Origin of the sequence: Microbulbifer pacificus (genome assembly GCF_033723955.1) — a bacterium.
In the GTDB taxonomy this organism is placed as follows: Bacteria; Pseudomonadota; Gammaproteobacteria; order Pseudomonadales; family Cellvibrionaceae; genus Microbulbifer; species Microbulbifer pacificus.
Window position 1 is genome coordinate 1709796 of sequence record NZ_CP137555.1, and the last position, 23706, is coordinate 1733501.

The 23706-nt window shown below is 59.4% G+C and carries 20 protein-coding genes; 15 read left to right on the plus strand and 5 right to left on the minus strand.

What is annotated here, in order from left to right; all coding sequences use genetic code 11:
* Positions 1 to 18 precede the first annotated feature (18 nt).
* Both rsmA and R5R33_RS07520 read left to right on the plus strand, forming a co-directional pair.
* On the plus strand, positions 19 to 840 hold the full coding sequence (gene rsmA, locus R5R33_RS07515; RefSeq protein WP_318955404.1) for a 16S rRNA (adenine(1518)-N(6)/adenine(1519)-N(6))-dimethyltransferase RsmA: 822 nt from the start codon (positions 19 to 21) through the stop codon (positions 838 to 840).
* A gap of 12 nt (positions 841 to 852) precedes the next feature.
* The gene (locus R5R33_RS07520; RefSeq protein WP_318955405.1) at positions 853 to 1677 is read left to right on the plus strand and encodes a symmetrical bis(5'-nucleosyl)-tetraphosphatase; all 825 of its coding nucleotides are present in this window, start codon (positions 853 to 855) and stop codon (positions 1675 to 1677) included.
* 129 nt (positions 1678 to 1806) lie between these two features.
* Here the strand turns inward: R5R33_RS07520 and galE are convergent, their stop codons facing one another.
* Positions 1807 to 2832, minus strand: a complete 1026-nt coding sequence (gene galE / locus R5R33_RS07525; protein ID WP_318955406.1) for a UDP-glucose 4-epimerase GalE — start codon at positions 2830 to 2832, stop codon at positions 1807 to 1809.
* A 417-nt stretch (positions 2833 to 3249) separates the two neighbouring features.
* Here galE and R5R33_RS07530 point away from each other — a divergent pair, with 417 nt between their 5' ends.
* From R5R33_RS07530 to R5R33_RS07540, 3 genes are all read left to right on the plus strand, one after another.
* Positions 3250 to 5172, plus strand: coding sequence for a PrkA family serine protein kinase (locus tag R5R33_RS07530; protein ID WP_318955407.1), 1923 nt, complete (start codon positions 3250 to 3252; stop codon positions 5170 to 5172).
* Positions 5173 to 5577: 405 nt separating this feature from the next.
* A complete protein-coding gene (locus tag R5R33_RS07535; RefSeq protein WP_318955408.1) occupies positions 5578 to 6858 on the plus strand; it encodes a YeaH/YhbH family protein in 1281 nt (426 codons plus the stop codon).
* Positions 6858 to 8420, plus strand: a complete 1563-nt coding sequence (locus R5R33_RS07540; RefSeq protein WP_318955409.1) for a SpoVR family protein — start codon at positions 6858 to 6860, stop codon at positions 8418 to 8420. Before R5R33_RS07535 ends, R5R33_RS07540 begins: the two co-directional genes overlap by 1 nt.
* Before the next feature lie 63 nt (positions 8421 to 8483).
* On the opposite strand, the gene R5R33_RS07545 is transcribed toward R5R33_RS07540, so the two are convergent.
* Positions 8484 to 9047 (minus strand): response regulator, encoded by a 564-nt coding sequence (locus R5R33_RS07545; RefSeq protein WP_318955410.1) that lies wholly within the window; start codon positions 9045 to 9047, stop codon positions 8484 to 8486.
* Between the two features lie 486 nt (positions 9048 to 9533).
* Here R5R33_RS07545 and R5R33_RS07550 point away from each other — a divergent pair, with 486 nt between their 5' ends.
* The 4 genes from R5R33_RS07550 (at position 9534) to R5R33_RS07565 (ending at position 13466) form a co-directional block, all read left to right on the plus strand.
* Positions 9534 to 10766 carry a multifunctional CCA addition/repair protein gene (locus R5R33_RS07550; RefSeq protein WP_318955411.1) on the plus strand — a complete coding sequence of 411 codons (1233 nt, stop codon included), beginning with the start codon at positions 9534 to 9536 and terminating at the stop codon, positions 10764 to 10766.
* Between the two features lie 53 nt (positions 10767 to 10819).
* On the plus strand, positions 10820 to 11545 hold the full coding sequence (locus R5R33_RS07555; protein WP_318955412.1) for a pteridine reductase: 726 nt from the start codon (positions 10820 to 10822) through the stop codon (positions 11543 to 11545).
* Positions 11546 to 11569: 24 nt separating this feature from the next.
* Positions 11570 to 12145, plus strand: coding sequence for a phosphoribosyltransferase (locus R5R33_RS07560; RefSeq protein ID WP_318955413.1), 576 nt, complete (start codon positions 11570 to 11572; stop codon positions 12143 to 12145).
* A 211-nt stretch (positions 12146 to 12356) separates the two neighbouring features.
* Positions 12357 to 13466 carry an NADH:flavin oxidoreductase gene (locus R5R33_RS07565; RefSeq protein ID WP_318955414.1) on the plus strand — a complete coding sequence of 370 codons (1110 nt, stop codon included), beginning with the start codon at positions 12357 to 12359 and terminating at the stop codon, positions 13464 to 13466.
* A 216-nt stretch (positions 13467 to 13682) separates the two neighbouring features.
* On the opposite strand, the gene folK is transcribed toward R5R33_RS07565, so the two are convergent.
* The 3 genes from folK to tsaD are packed head-to-tail and all read right to left on the minus strand — an operon-like array spanning position 13683 to position 15622.
* Positions 13683 to 14183 (minus strand): 2-amino-4-hydroxy-6-hydroxymethyldihydropteridine diphosphokinase, encoded by a 501-nt coding sequence (folK, locus tag R5R33_RS07570; protein WP_318955415.1) that lies wholly within the window; start codon positions 14181 to 14183, stop codon positions 13683 to 13685.
* Positions 14184 to 14185: 2 nt separating this feature from the next.
* Positions 14186 to 14554 (minus strand): dihydroneopterin aldolase, encoded by a 369-nt coding sequence (gene folB, locus R5R33_RS07575; protein ID WP_318955416.1) that lies wholly within the window; start codon positions 14552 to 14554, stop codon positions 14186 to 14188.
* Between the two features lie 24 nt (positions 14555 to 14578).
* Positions 14579 to 15622 carry a tRNA (adenosine(37)-N6)-threonylcarbamoyltransferase complex transferase subunit TsaD gene (tsaD, locus tag R5R33_RS07580; protein WP_318955417.1) on the minus strand — a complete coding sequence of 348 codons (1044 nt, stop codon included), beginning with the start codon at positions 15620 to 15622 and terminating at the stop codon, positions 14579 to 14581.
* Between the two features lie 367 nt (positions 15623 to 15989).
* Between tsaD and rpsU the strand changes: the two genes are divergently transcribed.
* The 6 genes from rpsU (at position 15990) to R5R33_RS07610 (ending at position 23578) form a co-directional block, all read left to right on the plus strand.
* Complete coding sequence (gene rpsU, locus R5R33_RS07585) at positions 15990 to 16205, plus strand: 30S ribosomal protein S21 (protein ID WP_010133379.1); 216 nt, start codon at positions 15990 to 15992, stop codon at positions 16203 to 16205.
* A 190-nt stretch (positions 16206 to 16395) separates the two neighbouring features.
* Complete coding sequence (locus R5R33_RS07590) at positions 16396 to 16839, plus strand: GatB/YqeY domain-containing protein (protein WP_318955418.1); 444 nt, start codon at positions 16396 to 16398, stop codon at positions 16837 to 16839.
* 18 nt (positions 16840 to 16857) lie between these two features.
* The gene (gene dnaG, locus R5R33_RS07595) at positions 16858 to 18867 is read left to right on the plus strand and encodes a DNA primase (protein ID WP_318955419.1); all 2010 of its coding nucleotides are present in this window, start codon (positions 16858 to 16860) and stop codon (positions 18865 to 18867) included.
* Between the two features lie 212 nt (positions 18868 to 19079).
* Entirely contained in the window at positions 19080 to 20957 is a 1878-nt protein-coding gene (gene rpoD / locus R5R33_RS07600; protein WP_318955420.1) for an RNA polymerase sigma factor RpoD, read from the plus strand.
* Positions 20958 to 21093: 136 nt separating this feature from the next.
* The gene (locus R5R33_RS07605) at positions 21094 to 21483 is read left to right on the plus strand and encodes a diacylglycerol kinase (protein WP_318955421.1); all 390 of its coding nucleotides are present in this window, start codon (positions 21094 to 21096) and stop codon (positions 21481 to 21483) included.
* A gap of 169 nt (positions 21484 to 21652) precedes the next feature.
* Complete coding sequence (locus R5R33_RS07610) at positions 21653 to 23578, plus strand: autotransporter family protein (protein ID WP_318955422.1); 1926 nt, start codon at positions 21653 to 21655, stop codon at positions 23576 to 23578.
* Positions 23579 to 23706: the final 128 nt, after the last annotated feature.

Here is a 23706-nt window from a genome sequence, read left to right on the forward strand (position 1 = left end):
AGCCACACGAATTCATTCATGGACAATTTTTTCCAACACAAAGCGCGCAAGCGTTTCGGCCAGAACTTTCTCGTCGACGAGAACATCATCGAGCGCATTGTGCGTGCCATCGGCCCCAAGGAAACCGACAAACTGGTGGAAATCGGCCCCGGCCAGGGCGCCATCACTGCGCTGCTGCTGGACAAGTGCCCGTCGCTGACGGCGGTGGAACTCGACCGCGACCTGATCCCGATGCTGCAGTTTAAATTCCGTAACTACCCGGATTTCACCATCATCGAGAAGGATGCACTGAAATTCGATTTCGGCAGCCTCGCGCAGGGCGAAGGCGAGCAGCTGCGCATCGTCGGCAACCTGCCCTACAACATCTCCACGCCACTGCTGTTCCACCTGCTGAGTTTCCGTGGCAAGGTGAAGGACATGCACTTCATGCTGCAGAAGGAAGTGGTTGATCGCCTGAGCGCGCTACCGGGCGCCAAATCCTACGGCCGCCTGAGTGTGATGACCCAGTATTTCTGCCGCGTACAGGGACTGTTCCCGGTTCCTCCGCAGTCTTTCCGGCCAGCCCCCAAGGTGGACTCCGCCATTGTGCGCCTGATCCCGCACCAGACACTGCCGCACCCGGCCAAAGACGAAGCCCTGCTCGAGCGCATCGTCAGCGTCGCCTTCCAGCAGCGACGCAAGACCCTGCGCAATGCACTGAAGCCGCTGTTCCCGGAACTGGACCCGGATCAGCTGCCGATGGACGCCGGCCGCCGCCCGGAAACCCTGAGTGTGAAGGAATATGTGGAGCTGGCGGAATTCTGTAGCAAACTCACACCATCAGCGGATCAACCGCGGTAAACGGGGCAGGTTTTGGCAACTTACGCAATCGGCGATATCCAGGGCTGCCTGGAGCCTCTCGAGAAACTGCTGAAAAAAATCCGCTTCAACGCCGACAAGGACAAGCTGTGGCTGGCCGGCGACATGGTACACCGCGGCCCCGACAGCCTCGGCACCCTGCGCTTTCTGTACCAACACCGTCACCAGATCACCGCGGTACTGGGTAACCACGACCTGCACCTTCTGGGTATTGCCCACGGCGCCAAGCGTCTTACCGACAAGGAACACGACCTGGCAGAAGTATTGCGTGCAAAAGACGCCGACATCTTGCTGGGCTGGCTGCAGGACCAGCCGCTGATGGTGCACAAAAAAGTCGCCGACAAATACTTCTCCATGGTGCACGCTGGCATCCCTCCGATATGGAGCATGAGCAAGGCACTGGAACTGGCGGGAGAGGTACACCGCGCCCTGCGCGACCCATCCATGACCAAGGCCTACTTCTACGGCATGTATGGCAACGAGCCCCACCTGTGGAGCGACCACCTGATCGGGGTGGAGCGCCTTCGCTCAATTACCAACTACTTTACCCGCATGCGCTTCTGCAAGGCGGACGGCACCCTGGATCTCGTCACCAAGCAGGGACCGCTGGCCGCGCACCACGACTACAAGCCCTGGTTCAGTTTCAAGGAGCGTAAAACCAGAGACGACCGGATTATTTTCGGGCACTGGGCGGCGCTGGAAGGGGAAGCACACACTAAAAATGTGTACGCGCTGGATACCGGCTGCGTGTGGGGCGGCTATCTCACCGCCATGCGCCTGGAGGACGAAACCTTCTTCTGTACCGATTGCGCGTTTTAGCGATAGTGAGACCTTTCGGAACCGGCCAACCTGAGCAGATTGCCTGCACAGCCCCACTTCCTAAATCGGACACCAGCAAAAAAAACGGGCCCGCAGGCCCGTTTTTGATAACTCGGCAATACTTCAAAATCAGCCCGCATATCCCTTGGGGTTCTGCGACTGCCAGCGCCAGGTATCCTCCACCATGCGTTTGAGATCGTACTCCGCCGTCCACTCAAGTTCAGTCGCCGCCAACGCCGGGTCGGCATAATATTCGGCGACATCGCCAGCGCGACGGGGCACCACCTTGTAGGGAATCTCTTTTGCGGCGGCCTCGGCGAAGGCGTGCACAATCTCCAGCACCGAACTACCGCGACCGGTTCCGAGGTTGTAGGTGTAACAGCCCGATTGAGTCTGCGCCTGTTGCAGCTTGTTCAGTGCCGCCAGGTGGCCGCGGGCGAGATCGACAACATGGATATAGTCGCGCACACCCGTGCCGTCCGGCGTGGGGTAATCGTCGCCAAAAACCTGCAGTTGCGGCAAGCGACCGACCGCCACCTGGGCCACATAGGGCAGCAGGTTATTCGGGATACCCTCGGGATCTTCACCAATGGTTCCGCTTGCGTGGGCGCCAATGGGGTTGAAGTAACGCAATACCGCCGCTTTCCACTTTTTCCCGGGTGCGTTGCACAGATCGCGCAAGATATTCTCAACCATCAATTTACTGGTGCCGTAAGGGCTGGCGGGAGCGGTGGGGAAATCCTCGCGCACAGGAACAGTTTCCGGGTCCCCGTACACCGTCGCGGAGGAGCTGAAGATCAGTTGGTGTACGCCAAACTCTTCCATCACCTCACACAGGGTAAGGGTTCCCGCCACATTGTTCTGGTAATAGCGGAGAGGCTCGGCAACAGATTCCCCCACAGCCTTCAAACCGGCAAAATGTATTACCGCGGAAACATCATATTGGCGGAAAACTTCCCTCAGGCCATCGGCATCACGAATATCCACCTTGTGGAATTTCACCGATTTACCGGTAATGACCTCGACCCGCGCCAGAGCCTCCTCACTGCTATTGCACAGATTGTCGACTACGATCGGCTCGAACCCGGCCTCCAGCAGTTCCACACAGGTATGGCTGCCAATATAGCCGGCGCCTCCGGTTACCACTACTTTCATGAGTTTCCTTAGTTTTACATGTTCACGTCAGGTCTGCGGCCCAATGAGCGCAGGGCCGCACTAGACGTATTTATCGTGCATTTGCCGTTTCAGGCAGTGTGTCTCACATATGTGAGATGTATTTTACGCGGGATACGCCGCTCGCAAAACTGACGTCAATTTCCACCCATCTTTGATCTATCCGCCGCTGAAGGCCACAGCGCTGACTATCCTGAAAGTGCGGGGACCGCTGTCCCCCTGTCGCGACAGCTGCACCGTCGCGCATTCAATAGGTAATAACGATAGCGTTCTCGCGCGTCAGCGCTCTTTGGCATTCGCTGCGGGATGTTTTCGCGGTCATCACACGCTGCAGCGCAGTCGGCTCTCCACGGCATGAGGCCGAATTCTGACGCGGTACGCTACAGGGAGTCGTACATCATGTCGATATTCAATCACTACCTGGAACGCTACGAGTCGATCCAGGAGGAAGAGCTCTCCATTCAGGAGTACCTGGAGCTGTGCAAGAGCGACCGCAGCGCTTACGCCTCCCCCGCGGAGCGCATGTTGATGGCCATTGGCGAAGCCGAACTGGTCGATACTTCCCGAGACCCCAGGCTCTCGCGTATTTTTTCCAACAAGGTCATCAAACGCTACAAGGCGTTCAGTGAGTTCTATGGCATGGAGGAGGCCATCGAGCAGATCGTTTCCTTCTTCCGTCACGCCGCCCAGGGCCTGGAAGAGAAAAAGCAAATTCTGTACCTATTGGGCCCGGTAGGCGGCGGCAAGTCCTCGCTGGCGGAGCGCCTGAAAGCGCTGATGGAGCAGATTCCGATTTACGCCATCAAGGGCTCACCGGTATTTGAATCTCCGCTGGCCCTGTTTTCACCCAACGAGGACGGCCAGATCCTGGAAGAGGATTACGGTATCCCGCGCCGCTATGTGAACACCATCATGTCCCCCTGGGCGGTGAAGCGCCTGCACGAATACAAGGGCGATATCAGCAAATTCAAGGTCATCAAAATTCGGCCGTCCATTCTCGATCAGGTGGCGATTGCGAAAACCGAGCCCGGGGATGAAAACAACCAGGATATTTCCTCCCTGGTGGGCAAGGTGGATATTCGCAAGCTGGAAGATTTCCCGCAGAACGACCCGGACGCCTACAGCTTCTCCGGAAGCCTGTGCCGCGCCAACCAGGGCCTGATGGAATTTGTGGAGATGTTCAAGGCTCCCATCAAGGTTCTGCACCCGTTGCTGACCGCTACCCAGGAAGGCAACTACAACAGCACCGAAGGCCTCGGCGCCATTCCGTTCAACGGTGTGATACTCGCCCACTCCAATGAGTCCGAGTGGCAGTCCTTCCGCAACAACCGCAATAACGAGGCATTCCTCGACCGTATCTACATCGTCAAGGTGCCCTACTGCCTGCGGGTGAAGGAAGAGATCAAGATTTACGACAAGCTGTTGGAGCACAGCTCACTGGCAAAAGCACCCTGTGCACCCGATACCCTGCGTATGCTGGCCCAGTTCTCCGTGCTGTCTCGGGTCAAGAATCCGGAGAACTCCAGCATATTTTCCAAGATGCGGGTTTACGACGGTGAAAACCTGAAGGACACAGACCCGAAAGCAAAAACAATTCAGGAATACCGCGACAACGCGGGTGTAGATGAAGGCATGACCGGTCTTTCCACCCGTTTCGCCTTCAAGATCCTGTCCAAGGTGTTCAACTTTGACGCCACCGAAGTGGCGGCCAACCCGGTACACCTGCTGTATGTGCTGGAACAGCAGATCGAACAGGAGCAATTCCCGCCGGAGCAGCAGGAAAACTACCTGGGCTTTATCAAGGAATACCTGGGGCCGCGCTATGTGGAGTTTATCGGCAAGGAAATCCAGACCGCGTACCTGGAATCCTATGCGGAGTATGGCCAGAACCTGTTTGACCGCTATGTAACGTATGCCGATTTCTGGATTCAGGACCAGGAATACCGCGACCCGGAAACCGGTGAAATTCTCGATCGCGCCGCTCTGAACGAAGAGCTGGAAAAAACCGAGAAACCTGCGGGTATTTCCAACCCGAAAGATTTCCGCAACGAGATCGTCAACTTCGTGCTGCGCGCCCGTGCGGGCAACCAGGGCAAAAATCCCGACTGGCGCTCCTACGAAAAACTGCGCGCGGTAATCGAGAAGAAGATGTTCTCCAACACCGAGGATCTGTTGCCGGTCATCTCGTTCAATACCAAGGCGTCTGCCGACGACCAGAAGAAGCATGCGGACTTTGTGGCGCGAATGGTCGAGCGCGGCTATACCGAGAAGCAGGTGCGTTTGCTTTCCGAGTGGTATTTGCGGGTGCGTAAATCCCAATAGGTTTTATGGGCCCGGGGTGTCGTGCCTTGAAACCAGACGGTGGCGGCCCTACCACCGGTGGAGCTTTTCGAGACACGCCGTAAACCCATCCCTAGGGGCTTGTCGGCGAGGTCCCTCTCGCCGACAGTCTCGAAAAGCTCCATCGGCAACAGGACCTTCAACCCAACGCTTTGACTTCGCAACCAAATTCGCACAGTCAATGCCGGGAAAGATTGCTGGACGTGATGCGAAAGCGCTGCTGCTGGGGGCAGTTTGTGAGACTGTCCGTCGGAGGGACCCGACGGACAAGCCCCCAGGGATGGGTTCACGGCGTGTCTCACAACTGCCCTCAGCAGCAGCGCTGCCACAGAGCTCTCTTACGAGCTCCCAGCGGCACTGCAGCGCAACGCAACATAAGGCAGTACTATGAGCTACATCATTGACCGTCGCCTGAATGGCAAGAAAAAAAGCACTGTAAACCGCCAGCGTTTTTTAAGGCGTTACAAGGCCCATATCAAGAAAGCCGTCGGCGAAGCCATGAATAGCCGATCCATTACCGACATGGATAAAGGCGAGAAGATCAGTATCCCCACCCGCGATCTTAACGAACCCATATTCTCCCATGGCCGCGGCGGCCACATGGAACAGGTGCTGCCCGGCAACAAGGAATTCATCACCGGGGATCGAATCCCTCGCCCCGGGCAAGGCCAGGGTCAGGGCGGTTCTGGCAGCGGTGCCAGTGACAGCGGTGAAGGCATTGATGAATTCGTGTTCCAGATTTCCCAGGAAGAATTTCTCGACTTCATGTTCGAAGGCCTGGAACTGCCGAACATGGTCAAGCGCAAACTCGCCGGCAATGAATCCTTTCAGGTGGTGCGCGCCGGCTTCTGCAACGAGGGTTCACCTGGCCGTTTAAATGTGGTGCGCTCCATGCGTGCCGCCAACGCGCGCCGCATAGCATTGAGCGGCGGCAAGCGTCGCAACCTGAAATTACTGGAGCAAGAACTCGAACTCGAGGAAGCCAAGGATCCGGCACTGAAGGACCAGCGCAAAGTGGACGAACTTCGCTTGAAAATCGAAGACTTGCGCAACCGCGTCAACCGCATTCCTTTCCTCGATGACTTTGACCTGAAGTACAACCTGCTGATCAAGCAACCGCGGCCGCGCTCGAAAGCAGTCATGTTCTGCCTGATGGATGTATCCGGGTCCATGAACCAGGCGACCAAGGACATGGCGAAGCGGTTCTTTCTGCTGTTGTACCTGTTTTTACAGCGTAGTTACGAATATACCGAGGTCGTGTTCATCCGCCATCACACCAGCGCCAAGGAGGTGGACGAGCAGGAATTTTTCTACTCACGCGAAACCGGCGGCACCATAGTTTCCAGCGCACTGAAAATGATGCGCGACATCATGCGCGACCGCTATCCCGCCAGTGAGTGGAACATCTACGGTGCCCAGGCGTCCGACGGCGACAACTGGAACGACGACTCCAGCACCTGCCACAAGATTCTGATCGACGACATCATGCCCCATGTGCAGTACTACTCCTACGTGGAAATCACCCCGCGCGACCACCAGGCCCTGTGGGATGAATACCAGAGCGTGGCACGGGCCTTCCCCGATCATTTCGCCATGGAGCAGATCATCGACGTCAAGGACATCTACCCGGTATTCCGCCAATTGTTTACCCAGAAGGTGGCCGCCTGATGCTAGACACCACCATCAACAACAAGCGTCCCATTTCCACCACGTCCGAGTGGACCTTCGAGCTCGTCCAGGAGTACGACCGGGAAATTGCGCTGCTGGCCAAAGAGTTTGGCCTCGACACCTACCCCAACCAGATAGAGATCATCTGCTCCGAGCAGATGATGGATGCCTATTCGTCGGTGGGTATGCCGGTGGGTTACAACCACTGGTCCTTCGGCAAGCAGTTCATCAGCGTGGAAAACAATTACCAGCGCGGGCGTATGGGGTTGGCGTACGAAATCGTCATCAACTCCAATCCCTGCATTGCCTACCTCATGGAAGAAAACACCATGACGATGCAGGCACTGGTCATCGCCCACGCCTGTTACGGGCACAATTCTTTTTTCAAGGGCAACTATCTTTTCCGAACCTGGACCGATGCCAGCAGCATCATCGACTATCTACTGTTTGCGAAAAACTATATTGCACGCTGTGAAGAACGCTATGGTGTCAACGAAGTGGAGTCGTTGCTGGACAGCTGTCACGCACTGATGAATTATGGGGTAGACCGCTACAAACGCCCCTACCCGATTTCCGCTCACGAAGAGGAGCGCCGCCAGAAAGAGCGCGAGGAATATCGCCAGCGACAACTGAACGACCTGTGGCGCACCATTCCCAAATTGGGAGGTGCTGAAGAACAGGCACCTGTACGCCGTTTCCCGGAAGAGCCACAGGAAAACCTGCTGTATTTCATTGAAAAAAATGCGCCACTGTTGGAGAACTGGCAGCGGGAACTGGTGCGCATTGTGCGCAAGATGGCACAGTATTTTTATCCACAGCGCCAGACCCAGGTGATGAACGAAGGCTGGGCGACTTTCTGGCACTACACCTTGCTGAATGAACTGTATCAGCGCGGCAAGGTGACGGACGGCTTTATGCTGGAATTCCTGCAGAGCCACACCAGCGTCGTTTACCAGCCACCCTACGACAGCCCCTACTACAACGGCATCAACCCTTACGCACTCGGCTTCAATATTTTCACCGACCTGCGCCGGATTTGTGAAAACCCGACCGAGGAAGACAGAGCCTGGTTCCCTGATATCGCTGGCAGCAACTGGAAAGAGACCCTGCAATTTGCCATGCGGGATTTCAAGGATGAGAGTTTTATCCTGCAGTTCCTGTCGCCCAAGGTGATGCGGGACATGAAACTTTTCTGTATTTCCGATGACGACCGGGAAAAGGAGATCCTGGTAAATGCCATCCACAATGAAGATGGTTATCGGGAACTGCGGGCGAAACTGGCAGGGCAGTACAATCTGGGTAACCGCGAGCCGAATATTCAGGTGTATTCGGTAAATACCCGCGGCGACCGCTCAATGACGCTGCACCACACCCAGTACCAACGCCGCCCACTGGGCAGGGAAACCGGTGAAGTACTGAAGCACCTGCACCGCCTGTGGGGATTCAATGTGCACCTGCACAGCCTGAATGGCGATGAAGTTACCGCGAGTTATCACTGCCCGGAAATAGGCAGGGACAGGTCGGAAGAGGAAGAGTCCATGCTGGTGCCCAAGCCGATCTAAAGAACGCCCAGGGCACCAGAGAATTGGCCGGCTACTAAATCGGATCTATCCCGATAAAGACTGTCAGGCATCCAACAGCAGATTGACGCGACCCACCAATTCACTGCGATCACAACTGGCGGCAACCACCGCATCGGCACCGGCATCCAGCCAGCGCTGCTGGTTGGTTTCGCCCTGCGGCGCAATCAGCAGCACACTCAGCGATGAAAACTCCGCGCGGGAGCGAATGGTATCCAGCACCTGGAAACCATTGACCCCATCCAGGTTGGTATCCAACACCACCATGGTGGGTTTGCTGGTGGCAAGCAGAGCCCCGGCGCTGAAACTGTCACCGGCAATGTCCACTTCACACCCGGCCTGTTGCAGCAACTGACGACCAGCGGCAAGTTCCGGTGAATTGGCTACCAACAAGATCTTGCGCGTGGCACTGCCGAGTTCCGCGGGCACCGGCATGGCGTTGTCGCGCAGGAAGCCAACAAAGTCTTCCACACAGATGCGGTGGTCACCGCGCCCGGGAAGTTTGTACGCCTTCAACTGACCACGCTCAATCCAGCGGATCACGGTACGGAAATTCACCCCACAGTACCGGGCAGCCTCTCCGGTAGTGAGAACATGCACTTCGCTCATTTTATTACTATCCCCCAACGAATCGCGCATTTAGTTATTAATTATGCTGAATTAAACCAAATAATCAGGTGTTAATTCTATGCCTATATATATTTAACGAACCAACCGACACTTCCCTCAATAAAAGTTTGATAGCCATGGTTGACAGCTAAGACAGGTTAAATAGAATGGACAGTATGTTGTCGTAGGTCATTTAATCGCCGACAACACGCGCTATCCGCCTCGAATTCGTAGAACTCTGTAACCATCTACGGAAATCATCGGCGAACTGGCGCACACGAGCTTGTTGGGTTTCTCTCTTCACGAATACCCTAAGACCCTGGGCCCCCTTGTATTTTCGGGGCCTTTTTTTTATCTTCCCGACCCCTGAATTTCCTAGTATTTACCTGACAAGCGCGACGTTTTGTCGGGAATGACGGCATCTATGGCAACCCCTGCCCACTTTCATCCGCTTTTTGCGACCGACTTCGCCTCAGGAGCGCTGCCGTGAAGACCTATCTGGTTGGTGGTGCCGTGCGCGACAGACTATTGCAGCGCCCGATTCACGAACGGGACTGGGTGGTCGTCGGCGCCACCGAAGCCGAGATGCTGGCTCGCGGATTCCGCCCGGTGGGCAAGGATTTTCCCGTCTTCCTGCACCCGGACAGCAGCGAGGAGTACGCCCTCGCCCGCACCGAGCGCAAAAGCGGCCACGGTTACTGCGGTTTTACCGTTTACGCCAGCCCCGAGGTCACCCTCGAACAGGACCTTCAGCGCCGCGATCTCACCGTCAACGCGATGGCGGAAACCGAAGACGGCCAGATCATCGATCCCTATAACGGCCAGGCGGACATCCGCGCGCGCAAACTGCGTCACGTCTCCCCTGCATTCAGTGAAGACCCTCTGCGCATACTGCGGGTGGCGCGCTTTGCCGCGCGCTACGCACCGCTGGGCTTTTCCGTGGCCGATGAAACCATGACGCTGATGCAGGGCATGGTGGATGCAGGGGAAGTGGAACATTTGGTGGCGGAGCGGGTATGGAAGGAAGTCAGCCGCGCCCTTACCGAGCCGCGGCCGGATGTTTTCATCCAGGTTTTGCGGGACTGTGGCGCCCTCAAGGTATTGCTGCCGGAGGTCGACTGCCTGTTCGGTGTACCCCAGCCAGCGCTGCACCACCCGGAAATCGACACCGGCGACCACATACTGCGCGCCCTGCGCCAGGCGCCCGCTGACCTGCCGGTACGCTTCGCGGTGCTGGTGCACGACCTCGGCAAGGGCATCACGCCCGACCACGTACTGCCCAGCCACCGCGGACACGAGGCCGCCGGCCTGCCGCTGGTAAAGGACGTTTGCCAAAGGCTGCGGGTGCCCAACCCGATTACCGCGCTGTCACTTGGGGTGTGCGAGTACCATTTGCACTGCCACAAGGCGTTTGACCTGCGCCCGCACACCATTCTCAAAATACTGCGCGCCCTCGACGCCCTGCGCCGGCCGGAGCGCTTCGAGCAGTTCCTGGAAAGCTGTGAGGCCGACGCCCGCGGCCGCCTGGGCCTTGAGGATAGGGAGTATCCGCAAGTGGATTACCTGCGCGCCGCTCGTGAGGCTGCCGCTGGCGTAAACCCACAGGCGCTGATCGCGCAGGGATTCGAGGGTGCGGAACTGGGCAAGGCCCTGGATCGCGCGCGCCTCGACGCCCTGGCCACACTAAAGAAAACCTACGGCGCGCCGGGCCGGGCCTGAGCGCTCAGCTCTCTCGCATACCGCTAATAACCCTGCCATTAATGGATAAAACCATGGCCACAGCCCTGATCACCGGCGCCGCCGCACGCCTCGGACGTGCCATCGCGGAAGAACTGCATCTGGATCACCGGGTCATCATCCACTACCGCAACTCCGAACAGGCGGCGCTGGCACTGGTGGCAGAGCTGAACCGCCGGCGACCGGATTCTGCTGCAGCGGTCCACAGCGACCTCGCCACCGCGGCGGATTGTCGGCAGCTGGCGGAAACCGCCCTCGCCTGCTTTGGCGAGATTTCGCTGCTGGTTAACAACGCCTCCGCCTTCTTCCCCACCCCCATCGGCAACGCGGACGAGCAGCAGTGGGAAGCCCTGATGGGCAGCAACCTGAAAGCACCGTTCTTTTTAAGTCAGGCACTGGCCCCGGCTCTGGCAGGATCCCGCGGCAGCATCATCAACCTGGCAGATATCCACGCGGACAAGCCCATGCCGGCACACACTATCTACTGCGCCGCCAAGGCAGGCCTGGTCATGCTGACCAAAAGCATGGCGCGGGAGCTGGCACCGGGCGTAAGGGTCAACGCCGTCGCCCCCGGTGCAATTCTGTGGCCGGAACAGGAGAGCGAAGGCTATAACAAGGAGCAGATACTGGCGCGCATCCCCATGCAACGCAGCGGTGACCCATCGGACATCGCCCGTACAGTACGATTCCTGGCAGCGGATGCCCCCTACATTACCGGCCAGGTGATCGCCGTCGATGGCGGGCGCAGCCTGAATATCTGATTTTTTAATGCTTGAGGTAACGCAGTGAGCGAAAAGCAATTTATTTCCGCCCAGTCCCTGCTGGACGACTCTTACACCCTGGCCCTTAAGGTCGTGGAAAGCGGCTTTCGCCCCGACTATATCGTCGGCGTGTGGCGCGGGGGTGCCCCCATCGGTATCGCCGTGCAGGAGATGTTCGACTTCCTCGGGTTCCACGCCGACCACATCGCCATTCGCACCTCCTCCTACGCCGGCGTGGACCAGCGCCAGAAAGAAGTGAAAGTGCACGGCCTCACCTACCTGATCAAGCAGGTGGAGTCCCATGAAAAGATGTTGATCGTGGATGATGTGTACGACACCGGCCTCAGCATCCAGCAGGCCATCAGTGACATGCGCAAGGCGTGTAAGAAAAATACCCCGGAAATCCGCATAGCCTGCCCTTACTTCAAACCTAGCCGCAACCAGACCGAGTTCGTGCCGGATTACTATCTGCACGAAACCGACAAATGGCTGGTATTCCCCCATGAATTGAAAGGATTGAGCATGGATGAAATCCTGGAAAACAAGGAAGAATTGCGCAAGCACAAGGAAAGACTGCTGTCCCTGAGAAACGGTGATTAATTAATGCGGTGACTTGCGACACCCTGGCGCATGTCTGCGGGCGAATGATCGGATAACCCGGTCTTTCGCTCGCAAGCGGGCTCCAACAATGTCAAATCGCACCCCAGACCAACCGTTCGCCCGCAGCCCCTCCCGTACATCGCAGATAATTACGCGAAAGCCCCGATCGCGGTAGCGTGCTCAATTCGCCCAAAGACTATTGGAGTCCTCAATGAGTCATTCCCTGGACAGCCTGTTGCGTCCTTTCGAACACAAATCCCTGCAACTCCGCAACCGCGTGGCCATGGCCCCAATGACCCGCACTGCCTCCCCGGGCTATATCCCAAATGACCAGGTGGCCGGTTACTACCGCCGCCGTGCCGAAGGCGAAGTAGGCCTGATCATTACCGAAGGCACCTTCGTCAGCCCCGCTGCCAACGGCTATGAAAACGTCCCGGCGATCTATGGCGCCGAAGCGCTGGCGGGCTGGAAAAAGGTGGTCGACGAAGTACATGCGGCCGGCGGCCAGATTATTCCCCAGCTGTGGCATGTTGGCTCCGTGCGCAAGGAAGGCATCGGCCCGGATAAATCCATCCCCGGCCAATCCCCGTCCGGCCTGTTCAAACCCGGCAAGCCCAACGGCCACGCCATGACCAAGGCGGACATTCAGGAAACGATCAAGGCATTTGCGGACGCGGCGAAAGCGGCCAAGGACGTGGGCTTTGACGGCGTGGAACTGCACGGTGCCCACGGCTACCTGATCGACCAGTTTTTCTGGGAAGGTACCAATGTGCGCGACGACGAATACGGTGGCTCACTGGAAAACCGCACCCGCTTTGCGGTGGAAATCGTCGAAGCCGTACGCAACGCCGTGGGTGAGGATTTCGCGATTGTGCTGCGCTACTCCCAGTGGAAACAGCAGGACTACGAAGCGCGCCTCGCGCACACTCCGGACGAACTGCAACGCTTCCTGACACCGCTGGTCGAGGCCGGGGTGGATATTTTCCATGCGTCCACAAGACGCTTCTGGGTACCGGAATTCGAAGGTTCCGACATGAACCTGGCGGGCTGGACCAAGGAACTGACCGGCAAACCGGTGATTTCCGTGGGCAGCGTCGGCCTCGACGACGATTTTATCGGCGGCAATAACCAGGGCATGGGTGGCACCGCCAATCCCACCGGCATCGACGAGCTGGCCCGTCGTATGGATAACAACGAGTTTGACTTGATCGCCGTGGGTCGCGCGCTGCTGCAGGACCCGAACTGGCTGGTGAAGATGAAGGAAGGTCGCGAAGAAGAGATCGTTTCTTTTACCAAGGAAGCACTGGCAGGCCTGAGCTAAGCCCGCTACCGCGTAAAGAGCGTTATGCGAAGGTGCTGATATCGGGTGTAGCTTTGTGAAACCTTCCGCGAGAGGGGCCGAAGGCGCCGCGAAAACATGGAGCGGCCGGGCCACCTCGCGGAAGAGCCCCCATGGATGGGTTAAGGGGGGGGCGCCCAGCCCGTGTTTCACAAACTTGCACCCGGTAGCAGCGCCGCCACTGCGCGATCTACAAAGTCACGCATCACCAGGCCAATTAAACTCAACCGCCCACAATTTCTGCGAAGCCTGGTCGTACTCTTCCCACAACTGCTGATAACTCTTCCCCTGAACCGGATGCACAAGATCTGGAGCAAGTTCCGACAGCGGCAGCAAAACAAAAGCATTTTTGAGAATTTCCCCACGCGGCAGTTTTACCCCGTCCACCTCACCGGTGAGATCGTCGTAAGTGAGAATATCGATATCCAGCGTACGCGCACTGAATTTCGGGCCGCTGCGCACTCGACCGTTTGCATCTTCGATATTACGCAAACGCAGAGCGAGCTCCCCAACCGGCAAATCGGATTCGATGGCGGCAACGAGGTTGTAAAAATTGTCCCCATCGAACCCCACCGCTTCACTCTCGTAAACCTGTGACATCCGCAGGTCGCCGAACGTCTCAACCAGCGCATCCAGCCCGGCACTCAGGTTTTTCTCGCGATCAATATTGCTGCCAAGACTCAGATAGACCGTTACCATCCTCAGGCCTCCAACGTCTGCTTTTGGCCGCGCTCAATGATCACGCCCACGTCGCGCGCGCCGCGTACCGCTCCGGGCTTGGACAGGCGCAGGCGCAGCCAGCTCACATTGAATTCGCTGCGCACAATCTCCGCCGCCTGCTCCGCCATGGTCTCCACCAGCAGGAACTCGCTGCCCTCGATAAATGCGATCAGGCGCTTGGCCACCGCTTTGTAATTGAGGGTGTGCTCGATGTTGTCGGTACGCGCGGCTTCGCGGATATCGAAGGCCATTTCGATATCCAGGCTCACGGTCTGGCGCACCTCGCGCTCCCAGTCGTAGATACCGATGATGGTGTCCACCTTGAGGTCGCGGATATAGACGATGTCCAAAAGTATTCTCCTAGCTTCCCGTTGCTACTTATGGGTGCCCAGTGCACCGGTCAATTCGGTCAGCGGCCAGCGCGGACGCACATCGATGTCGAGGCCAGTCCGCTGTCCCGCCTGCAGGCGCAGACAGCCGGCATAGGCAATCATGGCGCCGTTGTCGGTACAGAACTCCTGGCGCGGGTAATACACGCTACAACCGTCTTCCGCGAGCCGCGCTTCCAGTCGCTGCCGCAGCAGTTTGTTGGCAGAAACGCCACCGGCAATCACCAGGGTCTTGCGCCCGGCCTGCTTGAGTGCGCGGCGGCACTTGATCACCAGGGTGTCCACCACCGCCTCCTGGAAGGCCGCGGCGATATCCGCACAGGTCTGCTCGTCCGGCAAACCATCTTCCAGCGCGTGCTGCTGCACCGTGGTCAGCGTGAAGGTCTTCAGACCGGAAAAACTGAAATCCAGCCCTGGTCTGTCGGTCATCGGGCGCGGAAAGGTAAAGCGCTGCGGGTCGCCTTTCTCCGCCAGGGCGGCGAGGCGCGGACCGCCCGGATAGTCGAGGTCGAGCATCTTGGCGGCCTTGTCGAAGGCCTCGCCGGCGGCGTCGTCCAGGGATTCCCCCAGCAGTTTGTACTGGCCCAGCCCCTGCACATCCACCAGTTGGGTGTGGCCACCGGAAACCAGCAGGGCCACGAACGGAAATGCCGGCGGGTTTTCCTCCAGCATAGGCGCCAGCAGGTGACCTTCCATATGGTGAACGCCCACCGCCGGCACATTCCAGCCGAACGCCAGCGCGCGACCGGCACAGGCACCCACCATCAGGGCACCGATGAGGCCGGGGCCCGCGGTGTAGGCAACACCGTCGATGTCTTCAGGACTGGTATTGCTCGCGGCCATCACCTCGCGGATCAATGGCAACAGTTTGCGCACGTGATCGCGACTCGCCAGTTCCGGTACTACCCCGCCGTAGTCCGCGTGCAGTTTGACCTGACTGTAAAGGGTGTGACCCAGCAACCCCTGTTCGCTGTCGTACAGGGCGACGCCGGTTTCGTCACAAGAGGTTTCTATTCCGAGTACTCGCACAGTTATCTCACATTCATCAAACGGTCCCCGAACGGCGTCTGGAGCGGACAAATGACCACTGCGATCCGGGCGGAGGGGGCGCTATCATACTCTTTAGCGCGCATACCTGCGCAGCGCTGAGCCGATAGCACCTGACCCGCGCGTCACACAAAACGCGCAGGCAGCCCTCAGGCGCGATAGTTGCTCTCCCGGGCGGGGATGCCGCCACAAGGCTTGCGAAGGCCAAATCATCTGTATAGAATTTGCGCCCTCGCTGTGAACCGGCCTCCGGATTGCATCTGCGAGAAGAGCAATTTGCCGGACAGGCCACGCCAGAAGTCCTTAGTTTGGACGCTGGCAGAGAGAAACGAATTTTACAGGTAATCTAATGCCCTCAGTACGCATCAAAGACAACGAGCCCTTTGACATCGCTCTGCGCCGCTTCAAGCGCTCTTGTGAAAAAGCTGGTGTACTTTCTGAAGTACGTCGTCGCGAGTTCTACGAAAAGCCCACTTCCGTTCGCAAGCGCAAGGCTGCCGCTGCTGTTAAGCGTCACGCCAAGAAAATGCAGCGCGAAAACCGCAAGTTCCAGCGTCTCTACTGAGTTCGAGCTTAATCTCTCGCTCACAGCAAGATGACGTGAACCCGGTTCGCGATCTGAAACGGCGCCCGAGGCAACTCGCGCGCCGTTTTTTGTTTACGGATCAATGCACTTTGCTTCACCGCGCCGATCCGCCACTATTGATCACCAATTTCGCCCGTAAACACTGGATGAGACAACTCTGGATAACATCATGAGCACACTCAAGGAAACCCTCTCCACCGCCACCAAAGACGCCATGAAAGCCCGCGAAAAAGCGCGTCTGGCGACCCTGCGCCTAATCAACGCCGAGATCAAGCGGGTGGAAGTGGACGAGCGTATTGAGCTGGACGACGCCCGCATCCTGGCCGTGCTGGACAAGATGACCAAGCAGCGCCGCGACTCCATCACCCAATACGAAAAGGCTGGCCGCCCGGAGCTGGCCGCGGTGGAACAGGCGGAAATCGACGTGATTCAGGAGTTCCTGCCGGAGCAGCTGTCTGAAGCCGAGATTCAGGAAATCGTCGCCGCCGCGGTCAAAGAGACCGGCGCCAGCAGCATGGCGGACATGGGCAAGGTGATGGCACTGGTGAAGCCGCAGGTACAGGGCCGCGCCGATATGGGTGTCGTCAGCAAACTCGTCAAAGCCGCGTTTTAATAAGCGATCGAGCAGCAAATGGCAGGCAAGATCCCGCAATACTTTATCGACGACCTGTTGGCCCGCGCCGACATCGTTCCGGTCGTCGATAGCCGGGTCAAATTGCGTAAAACCGGGAAAAACTATTCCGCCTGCTGCCCATTTCACGACGAAAAAACTCCCTCTTTCACCGTAAGTCCGGACAAGCAGTTCTACTACTGCTTCGGCTGCGGTGCCAGCGGCAATGCGGTCGGCTTCCTGATGGAGTACGACCGCCTGCCGTTTCCGGAGGCGGTGGAAAAGCTCGCCGCGAGCCTGGGGATCGAAGTGCCGCGGGAGCAGCTCGCCCCGGGCCAGATCAAGCGCCAGCAGGAGAGCCAGAACCTCTACCAGCTGACGGAAAAGGCCGCGGAGTTTTTCCGCGCGCAACTGAAAGACCACAAGATTGCCGCCCGCGCCATCACCTACCTGAAAAACCGCGGCCTGTCCGGCGCCGTGGCCAAGGAATTTGGTATCGGCCTCGCGCCGCCGGGGTGGGACAACCTGCTCAACCAGCTGGGCACAACTTCAGAGAAGGCCGAGCAACTGGAGCTCGCCGGTCTCGCCATCCGCCGCACCGACAGCGACGGCAATCCGGGCAAGAACGAACCGGGCAAGCGCCACCACTACGACCGCTTCCGCAATCGCATCATGTTCCCGATCCGCGACCAGCGCGGGCGCACCATCGCTTTCGGCGGCCGTGTACTCGGGGACGAAAAGCCGAAGTACCTCAACTCCCCGGAAACCCCGATCTTCCATAAGGGCAAGGAGCTCTATGGACTGTGGGAGGCGCGCCAGGCCAACCGCGAACTGAAGCGGCTGATTGTGGTGGAAGGCTATATGGACGTGGTGGCATTGGCCCAGTTCGGCATTCGCTGCGCCGTGGCCACCCTCGGCACCGCCTGCGGCGAGGACCATATCCAGCTCGCATTCCGCCACACCCAGGAGCTGGTGTTCTGCTTCGACGGTGACCAGGCCGGGCGCACCGCCGCCCGCCGCGCCCTGGAGGCCGCGCTGCCGCACATGCAGGACGGGCGCAGCCTGCGCTTCCTGCTGCTGCCGGAAGGCGAAGACCCGGACACCCTGGTGCGGCAGATCGGCGGCGAGCGCTTCGACCAGCTGATCGACGAGCAGGGCCGCCCACTGGAGGACTTCCTGTTCGACCTGCTGGGCGAAGGTATCAACATCCAGACCATGGACGGCCGCGCGCGCCTGTCCAAGGCCGCCGCTCCCCTGCTCGACCTGCTGCCCGCCGGTGTCTACCGCCAGCTGATGTTCCAGCAACTCGCCCGCCGCACCGGTCTCGAACAGGACATGCTGGAAGAGATTATCGCCGCGGAGAAGGCGCGCACCGCCAAGCTCGCCCTGGATGCGCGGCCTCCGGCGCCGCAACCGGTTCCCACCCAGCCCCAGGTCGCGGCGGCACCGGAACCCGCACCGGCAATCGACTATCCGGGCGCTGACGACTACCCGGCCGCACCTCCTCCGGACTACGACTACAGCGATGAGCCGCAGCCCTACCCGGACGAAGATGCTCCGCAGCAGTCAACCGCGCGACGCCGCGGCGGCCAGTACCGCCTGCCCGCCGAGCGCATGCTGATCGCCCTGCTGCTGCACCACCCGCAGCTGGCGCAGCTGATCGACGACAGCGCGCGCTTTGCCGGCAGCAACGACGCCGACCTGCAACTGTTCGGCGACATACTCAAGGTCATGCACCAGAACCCGGCGCTCAACAGCAACCAGCTGTTCGGCCGCCTGATGAACCTGGAGTGCAAGGAGGCCCGCGAACTCATCCCGCGCCTCGCCATGAGCCACCCGATCGTGGGCGGCGCCGGCCAGAAGCTGGAATACGACCCCGAGACCGAATTCCGCGATTGCCTGCAGAGCCTTGACCTGGCCGCCGAGCGGCAGCGCAAGCGCAGCCTGGTGGACCAGCTGAAAAATGCCGGCAACACCCTCGGCGCCGAGCAACTGGCACTTCTGGCGCAATTTCGACGCAAATCCGACTAGCGACCCCTTGAATTCCGGGGTGCCAGCACCATATTCACATCCCCTCCGCCAAAAGCGGCGGAAACCTGGTCAGACAAACGCCCGGAGCCCCCGAAACCACTCACCTGCCTTGACGGTCACTGTGGTTATTGCTTACGCAAATACGCTATAATCCCGCGTCTTTGTCCAGACAAAAGTCCCGACTTTCCAATCCCCAGAATTCAGGGTTGTGCATGACCGACAAAACCCAGCAGCAAAAGACCACTTCCCGCATCAGAGAGCTGATCGCCCGCGGTAAAGAGCAGGGCTACCTCACCTATGCGGAGGTGAATGACCACCTGCCGGAGGACATCTCCGATCCAGATCAGGTGGAAGACATCATCGGCATGATCAACGACATGGGTATCAAGGTGTTCGAAAGCGCACCGGATGCCGAAGAACTGTTGATGGCCGAAGGCGATAGCTCCGCCGATGAAATCGCCGCCGCCGAAGCCGCCGCCGCCCTCGCCGCGGTAGAGTCCGACGTCGGCCGCACCACCGACCCGGTGCGCATGTACATGCGCGAAATGGGTACCGTGGAACTGCTCACCCGCGAGGGCGAAATCGCCATCGCCAAGCGTATCGAAGAAGGCCTGCGCGAGCTTATGGCCGCCCTCGCCTACTGGCCGGGCGCCGTGCAGCAGGTGATCGACGAGTACGCGCTGATCGAGAAGGAAGAGCGCCGCATTCCCGACGTGATTGCCGGCTGGCTCGACCCCGCGGAAGACGTACCGCCCGGCGCACAGGCCGGCCAGGATAGCGACTCGTCCTCCAGCGACAGCGACGACGACAGCGACTCCGACAGCGATGACGATGACGATGACGATTCCTCCAGCGACGAAGAGGAAGAGACCACCAGCGGCATCGACCCGGAAGAGCTGGCCGCGCGTATGCAGGAACTGATCGCGGCGCAGAAGAAAGCCGAGGCCGCCATCAAGAAACACGGTCGCGATTCCAAAGAGGCCGGTGAGGCCATGGAAGCCGTGGGCGATATCTTCCGCTTCTTCAAGCTGGCCCCGCGCCAGTTCGACCCGCTGTACAACCAGGTACGCAACATTCTCGACGAGGTGCGCGAACAGGAGCGCGTCGTCATGAACCTGTGTATCAAGAAAGCGAAGATGCCGCGCAAGACCTTCATCAAGGAATTCCCCGGCAACGAAGTGAACGACGACTGGGTACCGTCCATCGTCAAGAAAAAGCGCGACTACTCCGACGCCCTGCGTCAGGTAGCCGAAGAAGTTCAGCGCGCCCAGCGCAAGCTGACCCAGGCCCAGGACAAGGCCCAGCTGGAAATCGGCCAGATCAAAGAGATCAACCGCCGCATGTCCATCGGTGAGGCCCGCTCCCGTCGCGCCAAGAAAGAAATGGTCGAGGCCAACCTGCGTCTGGTGATCTCCATCGCCAAGAAGTACACCAATCGCGGACTGCAGTTCCTGGATCTGATCCAGGAGGGCAACATCGGCCTGATGAAGGCGGTGGACAAGTTCGAATACCGTCGCGGTTACAAGTTCTCCACCTACGCTACCTGGTGGATTCGCCAGGCCATTACCCGCTCCATCGCGGATCAGGCGCGCACCATCCGTATCCCGGTGCACATGATTGAGACCATCAACAAGCTCAATCGTATCAGCCGCCAGATGCTGCAGGAGATGGGCCGCGAACCCACTCCGGAAGAGCTGGGCGAGCGTATGGACATGCCGGAAGACAAGGTGCGCAAGGTCCTGAAAATCGCCAAGGAACCGATCTCCATGGAGACGCCCATCGGCGATGATGAAGATTCCCATCTCGGGGATTTCATCGAAGACCAGAACCAGTCGTCTCCGGTGGACACCGCCACGGCAACCGGCCTGCACGACGCCACCCGCGCCGTACTGGCTGGACTGACCGCACGGGAAGCCAAGGTACTGCGCATGCGCTTCGGTATCGACATGAACACCGACCACACCCTTGAGGAAGTGGGCAAGCAGTTCGACGTTACCCGCGAGCGTATCCGGCAGATCGAAGCCAAGGCGTTGCGCAAACTGCGCCACCCCTCGCGCTCCGAACACCTGCGCAGCTTCCTGGACGAATAATTCGTCCATAATAAAAAGCCCGGTATTCCCGGGCTTTTTTTTTGACATTTTATTGACAGTGACGCGGCCAGAATCCGTGTTCTTACTGCCCGATCGCAGGGCGAAATACAGCCACATGGGACGCAAGAAACCAGCCATGCAAGATCAATTTGTCAACAAACCCGGCAAAACCGGCATTTCCCGCCTGATCGATGCCACCGAATATTCCCGCCAGGGGCTGCTCGCCACCTGGCGCAACGAGGCCGCCTTCCGCCAGGAAGTCACCCTCGCTATCTTCCTGATCCCCGCCGCCCTGTGGCTCGGTGAAAGTGGCATGGAGCGCGCGCTGCTGATCGGCGCCACCCTGCTGGTGATGATCGTCGAACTGCTGAACAGTGCGGTGGAAGCGGTGGTAGACCGTGTCGGCCCGGAGAAGCATCCTCTGTCTAAGATCGCCAAGGACACCGCTTCCGCTGCGGTCTCCCTGTCCCTGCTGATGTGGCTCACCACCTGGGGCTGTATCCTGCTGCCGCGCTGGCTTGGCTGAGAAACGGCCAAAAGATTACGGCGCGGCATAGACCGACAAAATTCGCCACCGCCGGGCCCTCCACCCGGCAAGCCCCGTCCCCTTGGCTAAAATTCTGGAACCATCGTACCAGTTGGTGTGTGCAACGGATCTGCACACTCAGTACCAATAACGAACCAGGGACGGATTCATGTTGTCGTACCTCCGCGCTGCCGGTGCGTCCTGCGCCAGCGCGCCGACGCCGCACCGCGTCTTGCTGTCACTCCTGCTCACCCCGCTGGCCGCCACCAGCGCCCTCGCCCAGACCGCGGCGACCCCGCTGAGCTTTGGCAGCGGCGACGATCTCTACACACTGACCGCCAGCAGCGCTGCAGGCAGCGACCAAGACCTCCAGTTCGACGGTGGCAACGGCCGCGATAGCCTGACGATCCAAGGCCTCAGCCTCGCCAATCCCGCGCGTTTGCGGCGCTGGGAAACCGTGGCACTGGAAAACGGCTCCCGCCTCACCCTCGACACTCACCTGGTCTTGGGGGACGAAGACCAGTGGCCGGGCCAGTTGAGGATCGACAGCGACAGCGCCCTGCTGCTGCCACTCTACAGCGCTGGCGTGTTTCCAAGCGGCAGCCAATCGCTCACCGTGACCAATCACGGGCTGATCGATATGAGCGGCAAAAGCGCCAATCTGCTGATGATCCAGGGGAATTACACCGGTAGCGGCACCATTCGCATGGACATGGTGGCAGGAGGGGACGACAGTCTCGCGGACCGCCTGGTGATCAGCGGCGGCAGTGCCGGCGGCAATACCCTGCTGCAGTTCAACCGCCTGACCGGCAGCGGCGCCGACACCCAGGACGGTATCCTGGTGGTGGAAACCCGCGGCGGCGCCACCACCGCCGACAACGCCTTCTACATGACCGAGTCCATCTCCGCCGGCCCTTATGAATACTTCCTGTTCCGCGGTGGCCGCGATGCAGCAAATGCAGACAACTGGTACCTGCGCTCGAACCTGTTGCCCGGCGACGCACCGGCTACCAGCCCGTCCACCCCTGCAGCCGCGTTTGCTTTCACCAGCGGCGCAGGCATTGCCGCGGCAACGGCCGACATTGGCGAAGCGGCGATCCCACTCACGGCGCCAGCGCCTTCTGCGGGCAGTGCACCAATACGCCTGTACCGCCCGGAAATTCCCCTCTATGCCCAGGCCAAATCCCTTGCGCGCCTGACCTCGCTGCAGGAGATCGGCAGCTATCACAAACGCCGGGGAGAACAGCGCAGCTGGTTTGACGGGGTCAACGACGACTGGATGCGCGTGCATCACACCAGTGCCGATTACAACTGGCGCGGGGATACCAGCAACCGCTTCGACGGTAATATCACCGGCGTGCAGCTCGGCACCAACCTCTGGTCCGGCCCCACCTGCACCGGCGGCGCCCGTGAAATGGGCCTGTTTGTCGGCAGCACCCGCGCCAGTGGCGATGTCACCGGCTTCGCGCGCGGCTTCGCCGATTACGACGCCGGGCAGAACCAGCTCACCAGCCACCACATCGGCTACTACTTCAACAACTACCGCCCGGATATGGGCTACCTCGATGTCACCGCCAAGGTCGCCTACCTGAAGCTGGAAAGCCGATCCTCGCGCGGTATCGGTGACACCGTCACCGGCCCGCAACTCACCCTGTCCATGGAAAAAGGCTTTACCTGGCAGATGACGGAGCACCTCAATCTGGAACCGCAGCTACAGGTCGTGCTCAACTACAGCAACCTCAGCGCGTTCGACGACGGCATTTCCTGGGTGGAACCGGACATGACCCCGGAGGCCAACTTCCGCGCCGGCCTGCGGGGCTATAACACCGACACACCGTGGTTCGACGGCCGGCTGCGTTTTTACCTGTTTGGCAATATGTGGCACACCCTCGGTGGCAACGACCAGCTGCTGTTCGATACCAAACTGCAGACCAACCTCGAACGCCAGGCAACCTGGGGCGAGTTCGGCGGCGGCGTGGTACTGCTGGAACACCAGCTCGGCAGCGCCTTTTTCAATGTGGGCTATCAGCGTTCGCTGGACGACCTGAACTGGTCCGGCGGCAGCGCCAACCTCGGCTTCAACTGGGCCTGGTGATATTTCACCCGCGCCCCCGGCCAACCCCGCAGCAAAGTCTCCACGGCAAAGCCGTTGATCTGCCGGGAAAAATCAAGTAATTTCCCTTCCCCTCGCGCAAGGCGCGAGCTTCCCTTTGGGCCTATAGC